14 protein-coding genes are annotated in these 14980 nt (G+C 58.4%); 5 read left to right on the top strand and 9 right to left on the bottom strand.

Annotation, left to right across the window (positions count from 1 at the left end; all coding sequences use genetic code 11):
• Nucleotides 1–46: 46 nt before the first annotated feature.
• The 6 genes from KW840_RS05015 to KW840_RS05040 form a co-directional block, all read right to left on the bottom strand.
• Nucleotides 47–1147: a polyamine ABC transporter substrate-binding protein gene (locus tag KW840_RS05015; RefSeq protein ID WP_090452201.1), complete on the bottom strand. Its 1101-nt coding sequence runs from the start codon at nucleotides 1145–1147 to the stop codon at nucleotides 47–49.
• Between the two features lie 15 nt (nucleotides 1148–1162).
• On the bottom strand, nucleotides 1163–2191 hold the full coding sequence (locus KW840_RS05020; protein ID WP_218494607.1) for a histone deacetylase family protein: 1029 nt from the start codon (nucleotides 2189–2191) through the stop codon (nucleotides 1163–1165).
• Between the two features lie 268 nt (nucleotides 2192–2459).
• The gene (locus tag KW840_RS05025) at nucleotides 2460–3452 is read right to left on the bottom strand and encodes an AraC family transcriptional regulator (protein ID WP_090452197.1); all 993 of its coding nucleotides are present in this window, start codon (nucleotides 3450–3452) and stop codon (nucleotides 2460–2462) included.
• Between the two features lie 169 nt (nucleotides 3453–3621).
• Nucleotides 3622–4626: an asparaginase gene (locus KW840_RS05030; protein WP_057712712.1), complete on the bottom strand. Its 1005-nt coding sequence runs from the start codon at nucleotides 4624–4626 to the stop codon at nucleotides 3622–3624.
• A 167-nt stretch (nucleotides 4627–4793) separates the two neighbouring features.
• Nucleotides 4794–6245 (bottom strand): sodium:alanine symporter family protein, encoded by a 1452-nt coding sequence (locus KW840_RS05035; protein WP_090452195.1) that lies wholly within the window; start codon nucleotides 6243–6245, stop codon nucleotides 4794–4796.
• A 532-nt stretch (nucleotides 6246–6777) separates the two neighbouring features.
• The gene (locus tag KW840_RS05040) at nucleotides 6778–8202 is read right to left on the bottom strand and encodes an aspartate ammonia-lyase (RefSeq protein ID WP_034152112.1); all 1425 of its coding nucleotides are present in this window, start codon (nucleotides 8200–8202) and stop codon (nucleotides 6778–6780) included.
• 180 nt (nucleotides 8203–8382) lie between these two features.
• Between KW840_RS05040 and KW840_RS05045 the strand changes: the two genes are divergently transcribed.
• Complete coding sequence (locus KW840_RS05045) at nucleotides 8383–9294, top strand: LysR substrate-binding domain-containing protein (RefSeq protein ID WP_090452193.1); 912 nt, start codon at nucleotides 8383–8385, stop codon at nucleotides 9292–9294.
• Nucleotides 9295–9357: 63 nt separating this feature from the next.
• Here KW840_RS05045 and KW840_RS05050 read toward each other — a convergent pair whose 3' ends face one another.
• Nucleotides 9358–9921 carry a hypothetical protein gene (locus KW840_RS05050; RefSeq protein WP_218494608.1) on the bottom strand — a complete coding sequence of 188 codons (564 nt, stop codon included), beginning with the start codon at nucleotides 9919–9921 and terminating at the stop codon, nucleotides 9358–9360.
• Between the two features lie 411 nt (nucleotides 9922–10332).
• The gene (locus tag KW840_RS05055) at nucleotides 10333–10929 is read right to left on the bottom strand and encodes a hypothetical protein (RefSeq protein WP_218494609.1); all 597 of its coding nucleotides are present in this window, start codon (nucleotides 10927–10929) and stop codon (nucleotides 10333–10335) included.
• 412 nt (nucleotides 10930–11341) lie between these two features.
• Here KW840_RS05055 and purE point away from each other — a divergent pair, with 412 nt between their 5' ends.
• From purE to KW840_RS05075, 4 genes are all read left to right on the top strand, one after another.
• Complete coding sequence (gene purE, locus KW840_RS05060) at nucleotides 11342–11833, top strand: 5-(carboxyamino)imidazole ribonucleotide mutase (RefSeq protein ID WP_046038893.1); 492 nt, start codon at nucleotides 11342–11344, stop codon at nucleotides 11831–11833.
• Nucleotides 11834–11844: 11 nt separating this feature from the next.
• Nucleotides 11845–12927, top strand: a complete 1083-nt coding sequence (locus tag KW840_RS05065) for a 5-(carboxyamino)imidazole ribonucleotide synthase (RefSeq protein ID WP_057712717.1) — start codon at nucleotides 11845–11847, stop codon at nucleotides 12925–12927.
• 106 nt (nucleotides 12928–13033) lie between these two features.
• The gene (locus KW840_RS05070) at nucleotides 13034–13279 is read left to right on the top strand and encodes a GlsB/YeaQ/YmgE family stress response membrane protein (protein ID WP_007928514.1); all 246 of its coding nucleotides are present in this window, start codon (nucleotides 13034–13036) and stop codon (nucleotides 13277–13279) included.
• Nucleotides 13280–13366: 87 nt separating this feature from the next.
• Nucleotides 13367–13903, top strand: a complete 537-nt coding sequence (locus KW840_RS05075; RefSeq protein WP_090452186.1) for a DUF3299 domain-containing protein — start codon at nucleotides 13367–13369, stop codon at nucleotides 13901–13903.
• A gap of 138 nt (nucleotides 13904–14041) precedes the next feature.
• Here KW840_RS05075 and KW840_RS05080 read toward each other — a convergent pair whose 3' ends face one another.
• A complete protein-coding gene (locus KW840_RS05080) occupies nucleotides 14042–14941 on the bottom strand; it encodes a D-hexose-6-phosphate mutarotase (protein ID WP_218494610.1) in 900 nt (299 codons plus the stop codon).
• Between the last annotated feature and the right edge of the window lie 39 nt (nucleotides 14942–14980).

The raw sequence follows: 14980 nt of genomic DNA on the forward strand, positions 1-14980 counted from the left end.
AAAAAGACCTGCGCAAGCGCAGGTCAGGATAAACCCGCGTCGGTTATCAGGTGCCCGACTTGATCTTGGTCCAGGCCCGGGTCCGCGCGCGCTCGGCATCGCGCGGCAGCGGTTGCAGGGTGTAGAGCGTACCCATCGCCGCATCGGTCGGGTACAGGTTCGGGTTGTTGCGGATTGCCGGGTCGACCAGCTCCGTGGCGTCCTTGTTCGGGTTCGGGTAACCGACAAAGTCACTGACCGGTGCAATCACCTGCGGCTGTAGCAGGTAGTTGATGAAGGTGTAGGCGTCTTCGGGGTTTTTCGCCCCCTTCGGAATCGCCAGCATGTCGAACCAGATCGGCGCGCCTTCCTTCGGCAAACGCATGTCGACGACCACCCCATTCTTGGCTTCCTTGGCGCGATTGGCGGCTTGCGAGAAGCTGCCGGAATAGCCGACTGCGACACAGATGTCACCGTTGGCAATGTCAGCCATGTACTTGGACGAGTGGAAGTAGGTGATGTACGGACGGATCTTCATCAGCAGTGCTTCAGCCTTGTCATAGTCCGCAGGCTTCTTGCTGTTGGGGTCCAGGCCGAGGTGTTGCAGGGCCAGCGGCAGGATCTCCGAGGGCGAGTCGAGCAGGGCGACACCGCACTGCTTGAGCTTGCTGATGTTCTCTTCCTTGAAGATCAGGTCCCAGCTGTCTACCGGCGCGTCGGCGCCCAGGGCTGCCTTGACCTTGTCCGGGTTGAAGCCGATCAGGATGGTCCCGTACATGTACGGCACGGCAAATTTGTTGCTCGGGTCGTTGGCTTCGATCAGCTTCATCAGCTTGGGATCGAGGTGGTTCCAGTTCGGCAGCTTGCTGCGGTCTAGGGGCTGGAATACGCCGGCTTCGATTTGTTTGGCGAGGAACACGTTGGACGGCACCACCACGTCGTAGCCGGAGTTGCCGGTCAGCAGCTTGGCTTCCAGTGCTTCGTTGGTGTCGAAGATGTCGTAGACCAGTTTGGTCTGGGCGTTCTGAGCCTTGAAGTCTTCCAGGGCCTTGGGGGTGATGTAGTCGAACCAGTTGTAGACGCGCAGGGTTCGCTCTTCAGCGTGGGCGGCGCCACTGAGCACCGTGGCGCATAGCGCTGGAAAAATAAAACGCTTAAGACTTTTCATTCTTCTACTTCCTCATTAAGCGCTTTCAAAACCTTCGAGAACGTTCACGGCATTGATGCCGATTTCTTCCACGGCATAGCCGCCTTCCATGACGAACAGCGTGGGTTTGCCGAGCGCCGCGATGCGCTTGCCCATGGCCAGGTAATCCGGGCTGTCGAGTTTGAATTGCGAGATCGGATCATCCTTGAAGGTATCGACGCCAAGGGACACCACGACGATGTCGGCGCCATAGCTTTCGATCTCTTTGCAGGCTTGTTCCAGCGCTGCGCTCCAGGTATCCCAGCCTGAACCGGCGGCCAACGGGTAGTTGAAGTTGAAGCCTTCACCGGCGCCTTCGCCCAGTTCGTCTTCATAGCCTAGGAAGAACGGGAACTCGGCTTCCGGGTGACCGTGGATCGAGGTGAACAGCACATCGCTTCGCTCGTAGAAAATCGACTGGGTGCCGTTGCCGTGGTGGTAATCGACGTCGAGGATCGCGACTTTTTTGTGGCCCTGATCGAGGAACGCCTGGGCAGCGATGGCGGCGTTGTTGAGGTAGCAATAACCACCCATCAAATCGCTGGCGGCGTGGTGTCCCGGTGGACGGCACAGGGCGAAAGCAGAACGGGCGCCGCGCTGGATTTCAGCTTGGGCGGTGAGCGCGACTTGTGCTGCGCTGTACGCCGCTTGCCAGGTGCCGGCGGTGATCGGGGCGCCGCCGTCGAAGCTGTAATAGCCGAGTTGGCCGTGCAGGCTGGTCGGTTTGATCGCACGCAAGGTGCGTGCAGGCCAGGTGTAGGGCAGCAGGTCACCGTCGGTGTTGAACTCGGTCCAGCGTGCCCAGGCACCTTTGAAGAAGTTGAGGTAGTCGCGGCTGTGAATGCGCGCGATGGGCTCAAGACCGAAATCCTTTGGCGCTTCGACTGGGCCAAGGTTCTGGTTCTGCACGCGTTGCAGCACATGATCGGCGCGCGATGGCATCTCGAAGCACGGCTTGAGCTGGCCGTCGATGAGTTCGCAGCGGCCATGGTGCAGGTGGTGATCGTCAGAGTAGATCGTCAGCATTTGTTGTTCTCCGCAGGGCTGATTCGGTTGCCCCCAGTGTTGCGGCGCACGGCGAATCGGAGAACGGCAGGAAAGGCCAAAAGGGGATCGATATGGCCAAAACATTTGACCGAAATTCGCCCCTTTATAATGCGGAGCTCTCGCGGCCGCCATCGCGAGCAAGCTCGCTCCCACAGGTGAGCCTCAGCGTCCGCGATTTTTTGCAAGACGCATACCCCTTGTGGGAGCGAGCTTGCTCGCGATGGCGGCAGATCGGTCACTACAGCCCTCAGGGCCGGAACTGACTCGGCGCCACACCACTCCAGCGCACAAAGGCATGGCGAAAACTCGCGGTCTCGCTGAAGCCCAACGCTTCGGCAATCTGATAGATCGGCAATTGATCCTCGCAAAGCATTTGCTTGGCCTGCTCGAAGCGCAGTTCGTCGAGCAGCTCCTGGTAGCTGCAACCCATGTCCTTGAGATGCCGGCGCAAGGTCCGCGCCGAACAGTTCATTTGCTCGGCCAGCCCCTCCAGCCCGGGCGCGGCATTCAGTTGCGCGCTGAGCAATTGGCGGATCCGTCCCAACCAGGCCTGTCGCCCGGTGAACTCGATGTTCTGTTTGCGACAACGTTCGGCCATGGCCTGATGGGTGATCACATCGGCCAGCGGCAACGGCTGGTCGAGCCAGCGCTTGTCAAAGGCGAAGGCATTGTTGCGCGCGCCGAAGTGCACAGGGCAATCGAAGTGTTCGGCGTAGCTTGTCTCGTAGTCGGGCGCGGCATGTTCGAAGCGTGCGCCGAGCAAGGGCAAAGGATGGCCGAGCAGGTCGTCGCAGGTGACTTTCAGCGACACCAGGCAGAACTCGGCGTTGAACACCGCCATGGTCGGGCTCTCGCGGTAATCGGCGGCGGCGAACCAGATGCGTTCTCCATCGTCTTCAAGGCTCAGTTCGAAAAGTGTTCCCAGCAGCGCCGGATAACGCATCGCCAGACGCAAAGCGTCACCGAAGGTGGCACTGGTGAGCAAGGCGTAACCGAGCATGCCGTAGCAGGAGACGTGCATCCGCCGGCCCAGTTCCAGGCCGATGTCACGCTTGAGCGCGACAGCGTTGGCGCAGACCTGCATTTCCTGATTGGTGGTGATGCGCGTGTCGGCACGGTTCAGATCCGCCGCACTGATGCCGCTTCCGGCCAGCAGTGCTTCGCTGGACAAGCCTTGTGCCTTGAAGGCATCGAGTACCAGGGAGACGGCATTGAGGGTGGTGAGGTGGGAGTGGAGCATAAGGACTTCCAGCCTTGGGATAGCTGGAACACAGCAAGTTATATGCCGAGCGCTGGAAACTGTAGGAGCGAGCCCGCTCGCGAAAAGCCTGAGAGCGCCGCGGGGTGTCAGGCTCCCGGCGTTATCGTTAACGACCATCGCGAGCGAGCTCGCTCCTACACGTGGTGTGTCAGCTCAATTCGCCGCAGAGGTCGAGTTCAACGAGACGGCGAACCTCGGCAGCTTCGAGTCCGGCTCCCAGCAAACCATGCAACTTGCCAAACGCCGCCTCACGGGTCATGCCGCCACCGGACAGCACGCCAACGCCACGCAGGCGGCTGCCTGCCTCATACACGTCGAGCTTCACGCCACCTTCATGGCATTGGGTAACGGCAACCACCACCACGCCGTTGTCCCGTGCACGGCCGAGGCTGGCGAGGAACTCTGGATTGTCGCTCGGCCCGGTGCCGCTGCCGTAGCACTCCAGCACCAGACCTTGAATGCCGCTGTCGAGCAAACCATCCAGCACCTCGGCGCTAATGCCGGGAAACAGCGGCAATACCGCGACCTTCGCCAATTGCTTCGGCTGGTTGTAGTTCAGTTGTGCCGGAATCGAGGCCGCTTTCACACCGCCGCCCTGACGCACCAGTCGCTTGAAGGGATGACGGCCAAAACTGCGCACCTTGGCGCAACGGGTCGGGTCCAGCAGTTCGCCATGGAAGTACAGATGCACGCCCGGCGCCAAGCCTTGGCCCATCGCAACCAGCGCGCCGCCGAGGTTTTCCCAGGCGTCGCTGTCCGTTACACCTGCCGGCAGCATCGAGCCGGTGAAACACACGCGGGCATGCAGGCCGAGCAACTGGAAACTCATCGCGGCCGCGCTGTAGGCCAGGGTGTCGGTGCCATGCAGGATCAGCACGCTGTCGCAGCCCTGAACATCCACCGCATCGACCACCGCTTCACGCAACTGCTGCCAGTACGTCGGGGTCATGTTGGCACTGTCGATCAGCGGCGACATTTCACGGAAACGCCATTGCGGTACCACCAGTTCAGGCTGGCTGTGCAGATAGTCGCGCATCCGCGCTTCGAAACCGGACGCCGGGGCCAGGCCGTTGGCGCTGGCCTGCATGCCGATGGTGCCACCGGTGTAGAGCACCATGACGTGCTGGGCGGCGGGGTAGGTCGACGAATTCATGAAGATTCTCCGAAAGGAAGAGTTCCTGTGGGAGCGAGCTTGCTCGCGATAGCGGTATGTCAGACATCGCTATGTTGACTGACAGTGCGCCATCGCGAGCAAGCTCGCTCCCACAGTTTTTCGAACTTTAACTGACGGGCGCACGCGATGCGCCCGTCATTTACCTGTCAGCGTTGCGCTGCGGGTACGCCTTGCGGCTCAACTTCAGTCTTGCCGACAGCGGCAGGCGGGTTGGCCGGCCACGCCTGGCGATCCAGATCCAGATCCGGGAACTTGGCGGAGTCGAACACCGGAGTCTTGATCCCGGCGGCGCGTTGGTCATCGTAGTCACGCAGGATGCGCATGCCGACCTTGAACAGCAGGAAGAGCGCGATCAGGTTGACGAACGCGAGCATGGTCATAGTGATGTCGGCGAAAGCGAACACGGTGCCGAGGTTTTCGATGGCTCCCCAGAAAATCAGCACCAGTACCAGCGCGCGATAGCCCATCAGCGCTTTGCGGTTTTCACCGATCAAAAAGCGCAGGTTGTTCTCACCCAGGTAGTAGTTGTAGAGGATCGAGGTGAACACGAACAACGCCAGGGCTACGGAGATGAACATCCGGCCCCAGTCACCGACCACGGCGGCCAGCGAGTTCTGGGTCAGGGCAATGCCGTCGCCTTCGAAGCCAGGGGTGTAGAAACCGGAGAGCAGAATCAGCAACGCGGTGCAGGTGCAGATCACGAAGGTATCGAGGAATACGCTGAACGCCTGGACCACGCCTTGCGCCACCGGGTGTTCGACCGCTGCAACCGCCGCCACGTTAGGTGCACTGCCCAGACCTGCTTCGTTGGCGAACACGCCACGCTTCACGCCCATGATAATGGCGCTGCCGATCAGGCCACCGAAAGCCTGGTCCAGACCGAAGGCGCTCTTGACGATGGTCATCAGCATGTCCGGCACCTGGTCGAACTGCAGCACGATCACGTAGATGGTCACGCCGATGTACGCCAGGGTTTTCACCGGCACCAACAGGTCGGCGACCTTGGCGATGCGCTTGATCCCGCCGATGAACACCAGGCCCAGCAGTACGGCCAGGCCGATGCCGGTGTAAGTGGTGTCGAGGCCGAACGCGTTGTTCAGCGAGTGCGTCACAGCGTGGGCTTGCAGGCCGTTGAAGGCGAAGCCGAACGTCACCAGCAACAGGAACGCCATCAGCATGCCCAACCAGCGTTTTTGCAAACCGTGCTGGATGTAATAGGACGGGCCACCGCGGAACTGGCCTTCGGAATCGCAGCGCTTGTAGAGCTGGCCGAGGGAGCATTCGAAGAAGCTGCTGGACATGCCGACCAGCGCGGTCACCCACATCCAGAACACCGCACCTGGGCCACCGAGGGTCACGGCAATGCCGACACCGGCGATGTTGCCCGCACCGACGCGGCCGGCGAGGCTGAGCATCAGGGCCTGGAACGAGCTCAGTTGCCCGGCGCTGCTTTTGAGGCTGTCGCGGAACACCGCGAACATGTGGAAGAAGTGACGCAATTGAACGAAACGCGAGCGGATCGTGAAGTAGCTACCGAGCCCGACAATGAGCACGATCAGTACTTTCCCTGAGAGGAAGTCGTTAATGACTTCGAGCATGGATTATTCCTCGCTGTTTTTTGTGTAGGCAACAATGCTGGCCGGACAGACACATCGAGTTACACCCCTTGGCGCACGGCACAATGGGCGGTACGAAGTTCGTCCCGGTTTCATATCGCGGGTTTGTTATTAGTTCGGGTTTCGCATGGGTTGTGGCCTCGCTACCGACGACCGCTCATGCGAAGAGGGGCGGCACTATACCGATGACAGTGCCGTCCGTCTGCACGGTTGTGGTGCATGCGGTGAAACGAAGCCTTTGAAACACCTGACATTTTTGCTGTCAGGCTATGTGGGAACTGCTCTTGGTGGGAGCGGGCTTGCTCGCGAAAGCGGTGTATCAGACACGTCATTGTTGAATGTGCCACCGCCTTCGCGAGCAAGCCCGCTCCCACATTGGTCAGTCCCCAGACATACGGTTTTCACTGGCAAATGGTTAAAAAAAAGGGCCTGGAGATTGATCTCCAAGCCCTCAAAAGGTGAGAGGTGTCTAGTCCCTCGACCTGGTGAGCGGTGCTACAAGTAACGCGTCGGGTTATGCCTTCAGAGGCACCAGACGCGGCGCAATCATGTTTTCCGGGCGCAGGATGTCGGCGAGCATGGCTTCGTCGAGCAGACCTTCTTCGCGCACCAGTTCCAGCACGCCACGGCCGCTTTCAAGGGCGAGGCCGGCGATGCGGGTGGCATTTTTGTAGCCGATGTACGGGTTCAGCGCGGTGACCAGGCCGATCGAGTGCTCGACCAGTTCACGGCAGCGTGCTTCGTTGGCGGTGATGCCGACGATGCAGTGCTCGCGCAGCATGTCCATGGCGCGTTGCAGCAGGCGGATCGAGTCGAAGATCTTGAAGGCGATCAGCGGCTCCATCACGTTCAGCTGCAGTTGGCCGCCTTCGGCTGCCATGGTCAGTGCCAAGTCGTTACCGATGACCTGGAACGCTACCTGGTTCACAGCTTCCGGGATGACCGGGTTGACCTTGCCGGGCATGATCGAGCTGCCTGGCTGACGCGCCGGCAGGTTGATTTCGTTGATGCCGGTGCGTGGGCCGCTGGACAGCAGGCGCAGGTCGTTACAGATCTTCGACAGCTTGACCGCGGTGCGCTTGAGCATGCCGGAGAACAGCACGAAGGCGCCCATGTCGGAAGTCGCTTCGATCAGGTCGGCCGCTGGCACCAGCGGTTGACCGCTGATCAGTGCCAGGCGCTGTACCGCCAGTGCTTGATAACGTGGGTCGGCGTTGATGCCGGTACCGATCGCGGTGCCACCCAGGTTCACTTCAGTCAGCAGTTCCGGGGCCAGCGTCTTCAGACGGGCCAGGTCTTCGCCCATGGTGGTGGCGAAGGCACGGAATTCCTGGCCGAGGGTCATTGGCACGGCGTCTTGCAGTTGAGTACGGCCCATTTTCAGGACGTGATCGAATTCTTTGCCCTTGGCCGCAAACGCCTGAATCAGGCTGTCGAGGCTGGCCAGCAGGGTGTCGTGACCGAGCAGCAGACCCAGGCGGATCGCCGTTGGGTAAGCGTCGTTGGTCGACTGCGCCATGTTGACGTCGTCGTTCGGATGCAGGTACTGGTACTCGCCTTTCTGGTGACCCATTGCTTCCAGAGCAACGTTGGCGATCACTTCGTTGGCGTTCATGTTGGTGGAGGTACCGGCGCCACCTTGAATCATGTCGACCACGAACTCTTCGTGGAAATCACCGCGGATCAATCGGGCACAGGCTTCGCTGATGGCGGCGTGCTTGGCTTCGCTCAGGTGACCCAACTCACGGTTGGCGTCAGCAGCGGCCTGTTTAACCATGGCCAGACCGACAACCAGTTTCGGGTAGTGCGAAATCGGAACGCCCGAAAGGCGGAAGTTATTCACCGCTCGCAGGGTCTGGATACCGTAATACGCTTGAGCCGGTACTTCGAGGGCGCCAAGCAGGTCATTTTCTGTGCGGAATGATGCAGCGGAGGACATGATAGAAATCATCTCAATATGGACCCGGTCTGTGCCGGAACGCTGTGAATGCTAGGCTTGTGTAGAATTTTGGGCCAATGCTGTTAAGCACTAGCCTATGCACATTCGGCATAATGCCCGTGTGACGCCGGCTTGACGGCGAACGTGTGACCTAAATTGGTGCGTGTCCGGGAGGACGTGATGAATCTGGAAAGCAAATGGCTGGAGGACTTCAGTGCCCTGGCCGCCACCCGCAGTTTCTCCCAGGCCGCCGAGCGGCGTTTTGTGACGCAGCCGGCGTTCAGTCGGCGAATCCGCAGCCTTGAAGCCGCGTTGGGGCTGACCCTGGTGAACCGTTCGCGCACGCCGGTGGAGCTGACGGCGGCAGGGCAATTGTTTCTGGTCACCGCGCGCACCGTGGTCGAACAGCTGGGCGAAGTATTGCGCCATCTGCATCACCTGGAGGGCGGGCAGGGCGAAGTGATGCAGGTCGCTGCCGCGCACTCCCTGGCGCTCGGTTTCTTTCCGCGTTGGATCGCGCAGTTGCGCAACGAAGGTTTGAACATCGCCACGCGACTGGTGGCGACCAACGTCGGTGATGCCGTGCATGCCTTGCGCGAAGGCGGCTGCGATCTGATGCTGGCGTTCTATGACCCGGACGCGGCCATGCAGATGGACCCCGAAATCTTCCCCTCACTACACCTTGGCCACACCGAGATGCTGCCGGTCTGCGCGGCAGACGCCGAGGGCAAGCCGCTGTTCGATCTGGAAGGCGAGGGCAGCGTGCCGCTGTTGGCCTACAGCGCCGGTGCGTTCCTCGGTCGTTCGGTGAACATGTTGCTGCGCCAACGGGCGCTGCGCTTCACCACCATCTACGAAACTGCGATGGCCGACAGCCTGAAAAGCATGGCTCTTGAAGGCTTGGGCATTGCCTGGGTGCCACAACTGAGCGTGCGTGCCGAACTGGCGCGCGGTGAACTGGTGGTCTGCGGAGGGCCGCAATGGCATGTGCCGCTGGAAATTCGTCTCTACCGCTGCGCCCTTGTGCGCAAGGCCAATGTGCGGTTGTTGTGGCGCAAACTGGAAGGCGGAGCGGCGGGTTCTGCTTCCTGAGGGCGAAGCGTGATCAAGGCCAATCGAGTTGGCCTTGATCTGTCGAAAACGGCGCCAATCAGATCAAGGGTACTGATTGAGGTAATTGCGAATGTTCTCTTGGTTTTTCTTGCTGAAGACAAACGCCGACTTTCCTGTGGTTTTGTACATTATCGATTTGTAGGTTCCGTAGTAGGTGGAAACGTTTTCATCGCTATCTTCATGAACGGCATCGAGCATATGCCCAACCTCATGGGATGCAGTTAATTTCGATGTGATCGAGGCAATTCCTAGCGCACCTTGTCTTCGAGCAACACCCAGCGTACTTTTATTGATGTCGTCGCGCGTTAATAGCAAATACTTGTTGATAGTGGCATCGTTAGTGTCGCTCTCTTGATTTTCCAGATGGGTAAGGAGGGTGTCTTGAAATTGACTTATCAAGAGCTCCATATTTTCGGATTTATAGTTGAAGTTACTTAATGTTGGGGCGTCTGAAGGTTGTATTAAAATAACGTCCATTGTGCGGCCTGAGATTCGGGAGACCGTATCTGCCAGCCAGTCGAAATAATCTTGGTGGAGCAAGTCTTCGTTAATGCCTTTCAGATCTTCGTGCAGGAAGACGTTAAGCTTGATCGGTCGTTTTGACATAATGGGTTCCATTGGGTTTATCAAGACATAAGTGGCTGAATTGAAGTTGGTGAGGTAGTCGATTAATAAGGTGTTAGTTCAGTGTGAATTAAATAATACAGAATAATTTTGTTCTCAGTTCGACGATGCTGAAGGCATCATCACTTGTGGCGAATCATGATTTACGTATGTGTGGTTGTTTTTCAAGGTTTATATTCAGGATGGTATTGAGCAGTTGTCTTTCAAAGGACTTTGGATCGGTGCAGAGTTGTTGTCGGAATTTATAGCTTTTGGCTAGAAGCTGATTATTTCCATCCATCATTCGTACTCAAGACATGCATAATACGTAGCTTGCAGGTTTTTTGACGCGCCTGCGGGCGACGAAGTGCGCAAAACTTTCAGGGGTTTTCTTGATGGATAATTCAGGAGTTATCAGTTTACGCTCGCCAAATAATTTTTTATGTTCTGTCGGTTGGCAGGACTGAATATATAACAGTTTGATGTAATACCTCCGGGCTTTGGTGTCATATAAGTTTCACACCACCAGCCGTTGAATTGAGTTTCATAGTCCTCATGCCTTGCACCCAGTAAGTGTCCAATTTCATGGGCGACATTTATGTAGTTGATCAGTGATGCAATTGCGCTATTTCCGGAAAAAAACGGTGGGTAAACACGAGCGATGCCCGCTATCCTGCTGTTCAAGCTTTCGTTGGTGACTAAAAGCACTTTGGTCAGTCGGTCCGTTTTGAACCCTTCTGCACGCCTTTCCTCTAAATAGCCGAAGCACATGTTTTCCCAGCGCGACGAGGTCATTTGCTCGTTTTCGTTCTTATAATCAAAGTTGCTGTAGGGCGCGAGTCGGCCAAAAACTACGTGGACTTTTCGCTCGATAAAACTTTGCAGTTCGGTTGTGAATGGCTGGAAATGGTCGGCATAAAGGTTTTTTCGTGTTGATTCCGGTACGTCATCATGAATGATCACGAAAATAGTAATTGCTTTTTTCTCAGTGGGAGCGCTAATTGGGTTCATCCGTGAATCCTTTAGTTGTCTTGGGGTTGTTGCAGGTTTGGTTTGTTTTGAGGTTTCTATAAGTTTAATCTAATGGCGGTGTTTTGTTTTTGCGAGTTGGGGATTGTTGCGTTCTATTGCATGGAATTAATATTTATAGAATTTTAGGCACTGGAAGTTTTGGATCTTATTGCGAGTAATCAAGTCGTCATCTGAAATAGCTGTCTCGGCTGACTTTTGAGTCAGTTAATAACTCCGGCAAGGTGAATGACAGATGGTCGCGACAGGGGCTGTTTATCTGTCGTATTGCGGTATACTGCGCGGCCTTCGGCCGGTTACGACCGGCCATAATTCGTACAATCAAGCCACGCATTTTGCGTGGCTTGTTGTTTTTTGATGCGCCTGCGGGCGCCCAGAGAGAAGAGGCACGACGATGAGTGCACTGGTTGGCGTGATCATGGGCTCCAAGTCCGATTGGTCCACCCTTAGCCACACCGCCGATATGCTGGAAAAGCTCGGCATCCCCTACGAGGTGAAAGTGGTTTCTGCCCACCGCACCCCGGACCTGCTGTTCCAGTACGCTGAAGAAGCCGAGGCGCGTGGCATCGAGGTGATCATCGCCGGTGCCGGTGGCGCGGCCCATTTGCCTGGCATGTGTGCGGCCAAGACCCACCTGCCGGTGCTGGGCGTACCAGTACAATCGGCAATGCTGTCGGGCGTTGATTCGCTGCTATCCATTGTGCAGATGCCGGCGGGCATTCCGGTCGCCACCCTGGCCATCGGCAAGGCGGGCGCGATCAACGCGGCGCTGCTGTCGGCGAGTATCCTTGGCGCCAAGCACCCGCAGTTCCACGCGGTGCTGAAAACCTTCCGTGCTGAGCAGACAGACAGCGTCCTGGACAATCCAGACCCACGCATCGCCTGAGGTTGTTGACGATGAAGATCGGTGTAATCGGTGGCGGCCAGTTGGGTCGCATGTTGGCGCTGGCGGGCACTCCGCTGGGCATGAACTTCGCTTTCCTGGACCCGGCTCCGGATGCTTGCGCAGCCGCGTTGGGCGAACACCTGCGAGCCGATTACGGCGATCAGGATCACCTGCGCCAGCTGGCCGATGAAGTCGATCTGGTGACCTTCGAGTTCGAAAGCGTTCCGGCCGAGACCGTGGCTTTCCTGTCGCAATTCGTCCCGGTCTATCCGAGCGCCGAAGCGCTGCGCATCGCCCGCGATCGTTGGTTCGAGAAGAGCATGTTCAAGGACCTGGGGATTCCTACCCCGGCGTTCGCCGACATTCAGTCCCAGGCTGACCTGGACGCCGCCGTGGCTTCCATCGGCCTGCCGGCAGTGCTGAAGACCCGTACTTTGGGTTACGACGGCAAGGGTCAGAAAGTCCTGCGCACGCCAGAAGATGTGGTTGGCACCTTTGCCGAGCTGGGCAGCGTGGCCTGTCTGCTGGAAGGCTTCGTGCCGTTCACCGGTGAAGTCTCGCTGATCGCCGTGCGTGCCCGCGACGGTGAAACCCGCTTCTATCCGCTGGTACACAACACCCACGACAGCGGCATCCTCAAGCTGTCCGTGGCCAGCACCGATCACCCGCTGCAAGCCTTGGCCGAAGACTACTCCAGCCGTGTGCTCAAGCAACTGGATTACGTGGGCGTGATGGCGTTCGAGTTCTTTGAAGTCGACGGTGGCCTCAAGGCCAACGAAATCGCCCCGCGAGTGCACAACTCCGGGCACTGGACCACCGAAGGCGCCGAGTGCAGCCAGTTCGAAAACCACCTGCGGGCCGTTGCCGGTCTGCCGTTGGGTTCGACGGCCAAGGTCGGCGAAAGCGCGATGCTCAACTTCATCGGCAAAGTGCCTGAGACCGAGAAGGTCCTGAGCATCGCCGATTGCCATCTGCATCACTATGGCAAGGCGTTCAAGGTCGGTCGCAAGGTCGGTCACGCCAACCTTCGTTGTGCAGACCGAGAGACGCTGACGGCCCAGATTCTCAAGGTTGAAGCACTGATAGCCGAATAGTATTTATGTGCAACGGTGGAACCTTCAGGTTGCACCGTTCTCTCATGGCAGGTCACGAAAGTCTGACTAGGCTTTCCAATAGCGACTTCATTGAGAGGGGAATGCCATGGGAATTATCGGAACCATCTTTATCGGCTTGATCGTCGGTCTGCTGGCACGGTTCCTGAAACCGGGCGATGACAGCATGGGCTGGATCATGACGATCCTGCTCGGCATCGGCGGTTCGCTGGCGGCCACTTACGGCGGTCAAGCCCTGGGCATCTATCAGGCCGGCCAAGGCGCAGGCTTCATCGGTGCGCTGGTGGGCGCCGTTGTGTTGCTCGTGATCTACGGCCTGGTCAAAAAGAACTGATCCAGGCGACAAAGTCCTCTCGGCCGCACAAGCCGGGAGGGCTAGAATGCTCGGCGTTTCCTGATCCTTCCTATACCGAGCACCTTCATGCGCCGTCTTCTGCTGACTCTACTTTTATTGGGAACGGGCCTTGCCCATGCCGGTGAACTGCCGGAAACCGACTGGCTCGAATTGATGCCCAAGTCGGACCAGAAGGCCCTCGAGGCCATGCCTGAAATCGACCACAACTCCCCTGAAGCCAATGGCACTTTCACCGACAAGGGTGGGATGAAGCAGGCCAAAGGCTTGCCGGCGGTGATGTACTCGACCAAGACCGTTGCGTCGATGAACGACAAGAACATCCGCATTGGCGGTTACCCCGTGCCGCTGGAGTCCGATGCCAAGGGCCGCAGTACGTTGTTCTTCCTGGTGCCATACCCGGGCGCGTGCATCCACGTGCCGCCGCCGCCGCCCAACCAACTGGTGCTGGTGCGCTATCCAAAGGGCCTGAAACTGAACGATATCTACACGCCGCTGTGGGTCACCGGCACGCTGAAGGTCGAGAAGGTCAGCAATGACTTGGCGGATGCGGCGTATGCGCTGGATGCGGCGACGGTACGGGTGGTGAAAGAGTCGGATTTGTAACGCGCCGTCAGATGGCATGGCACAAAAAACTGTGGGAGCGAGATTGCTCGCGATGAGGCCATAACATTCAACATTCATGTTGCCTGTTACGCCGCCATCGCGAGCAAGCTCGCTCCCACATTGGTTTTGTGGTGTTGCTTAGAGCGGCTTGCTACCGACGCTCACACCCAGGGTATGGCTGGCCCCTGGTTTCAGGTTCACCACATCGTCCATCACGTTCGCTGTCTCGATGCACAGCATGCGCTGCCAACCGTCGTCGGCCATGTCGCTGAACGCGGCGGCGCGGTCGATCCATGGGTTCCAGATCACCGCGGTGCGCGAGCCTATGCTGGTCAGTTCGATGCGTCGCTCCCAGGCCGGATCGACGATGCTCAGCAGTGGCGGGGCATCGAGATAGATGCGGTCGGTTTCGCCGGTAAAACGCAGATCACCGGTCTGGGTTACGGTTTTCCAGTTATCTAGGGTTTCGATGTACTTGAGACCGCCCACACCTTCGACATGCACCTCGCGCACATCGCTGACGGCAAAATAGCTGTGCAGCGCCTGGCTGATGCTGACGGTTTCAGCGCCCCGGTTATGGCTGGTCAGGTGGATGTGCAACTGCTCGTCGAGGCGAATGCTCAGCGTCAAGTCCACCTGGTGCGGCCAACCAGGAAAGCCGCCGTCGGGGTAGGGCAGGAGGAATTCGACTTTCAGGCTTTCGCCTTCGGCTTCGATGCCGCCCAGCTCCCAATCCATTGCTCGCACGAAGCCGTGAGCCGACGGCGCTTCATTGCTGACGCGCATCGCCTGCACGCTTTGCGGGTTACGGTCGAAGACGCCGAACCACGGCCAGCACACCGGCACGCCGGCACGGATGCTCTTGCCGGTCTTGAACACAGCCTCGTCATTGAGCCAGATCAGCGGCGGCTGGCCGGCCAGTTGATAACTGAGGATGTGCGCGCCTTGCTGGGCCACCAGTAATTCAGCCTGACCGTGGCGAATTCGCCAGCAGTTCAGTTCATCCAGTTTTACGGCTTCAACATTGGGCGTGCTCATGGGACAGCTCTCGATCAGTAACGTGGACGACTATCGACC

Source organism: Pseudomonas sp. PDM30, from assembly GCF_019218985.1.
Taxonomy (GTDB): Bacteria; Pseudomonadota; Gammaproteobacteria; order Pseudomonadales; family Pseudomonadaceae; genus Aquipseudomonas; species Aquipseudomonas jessenii.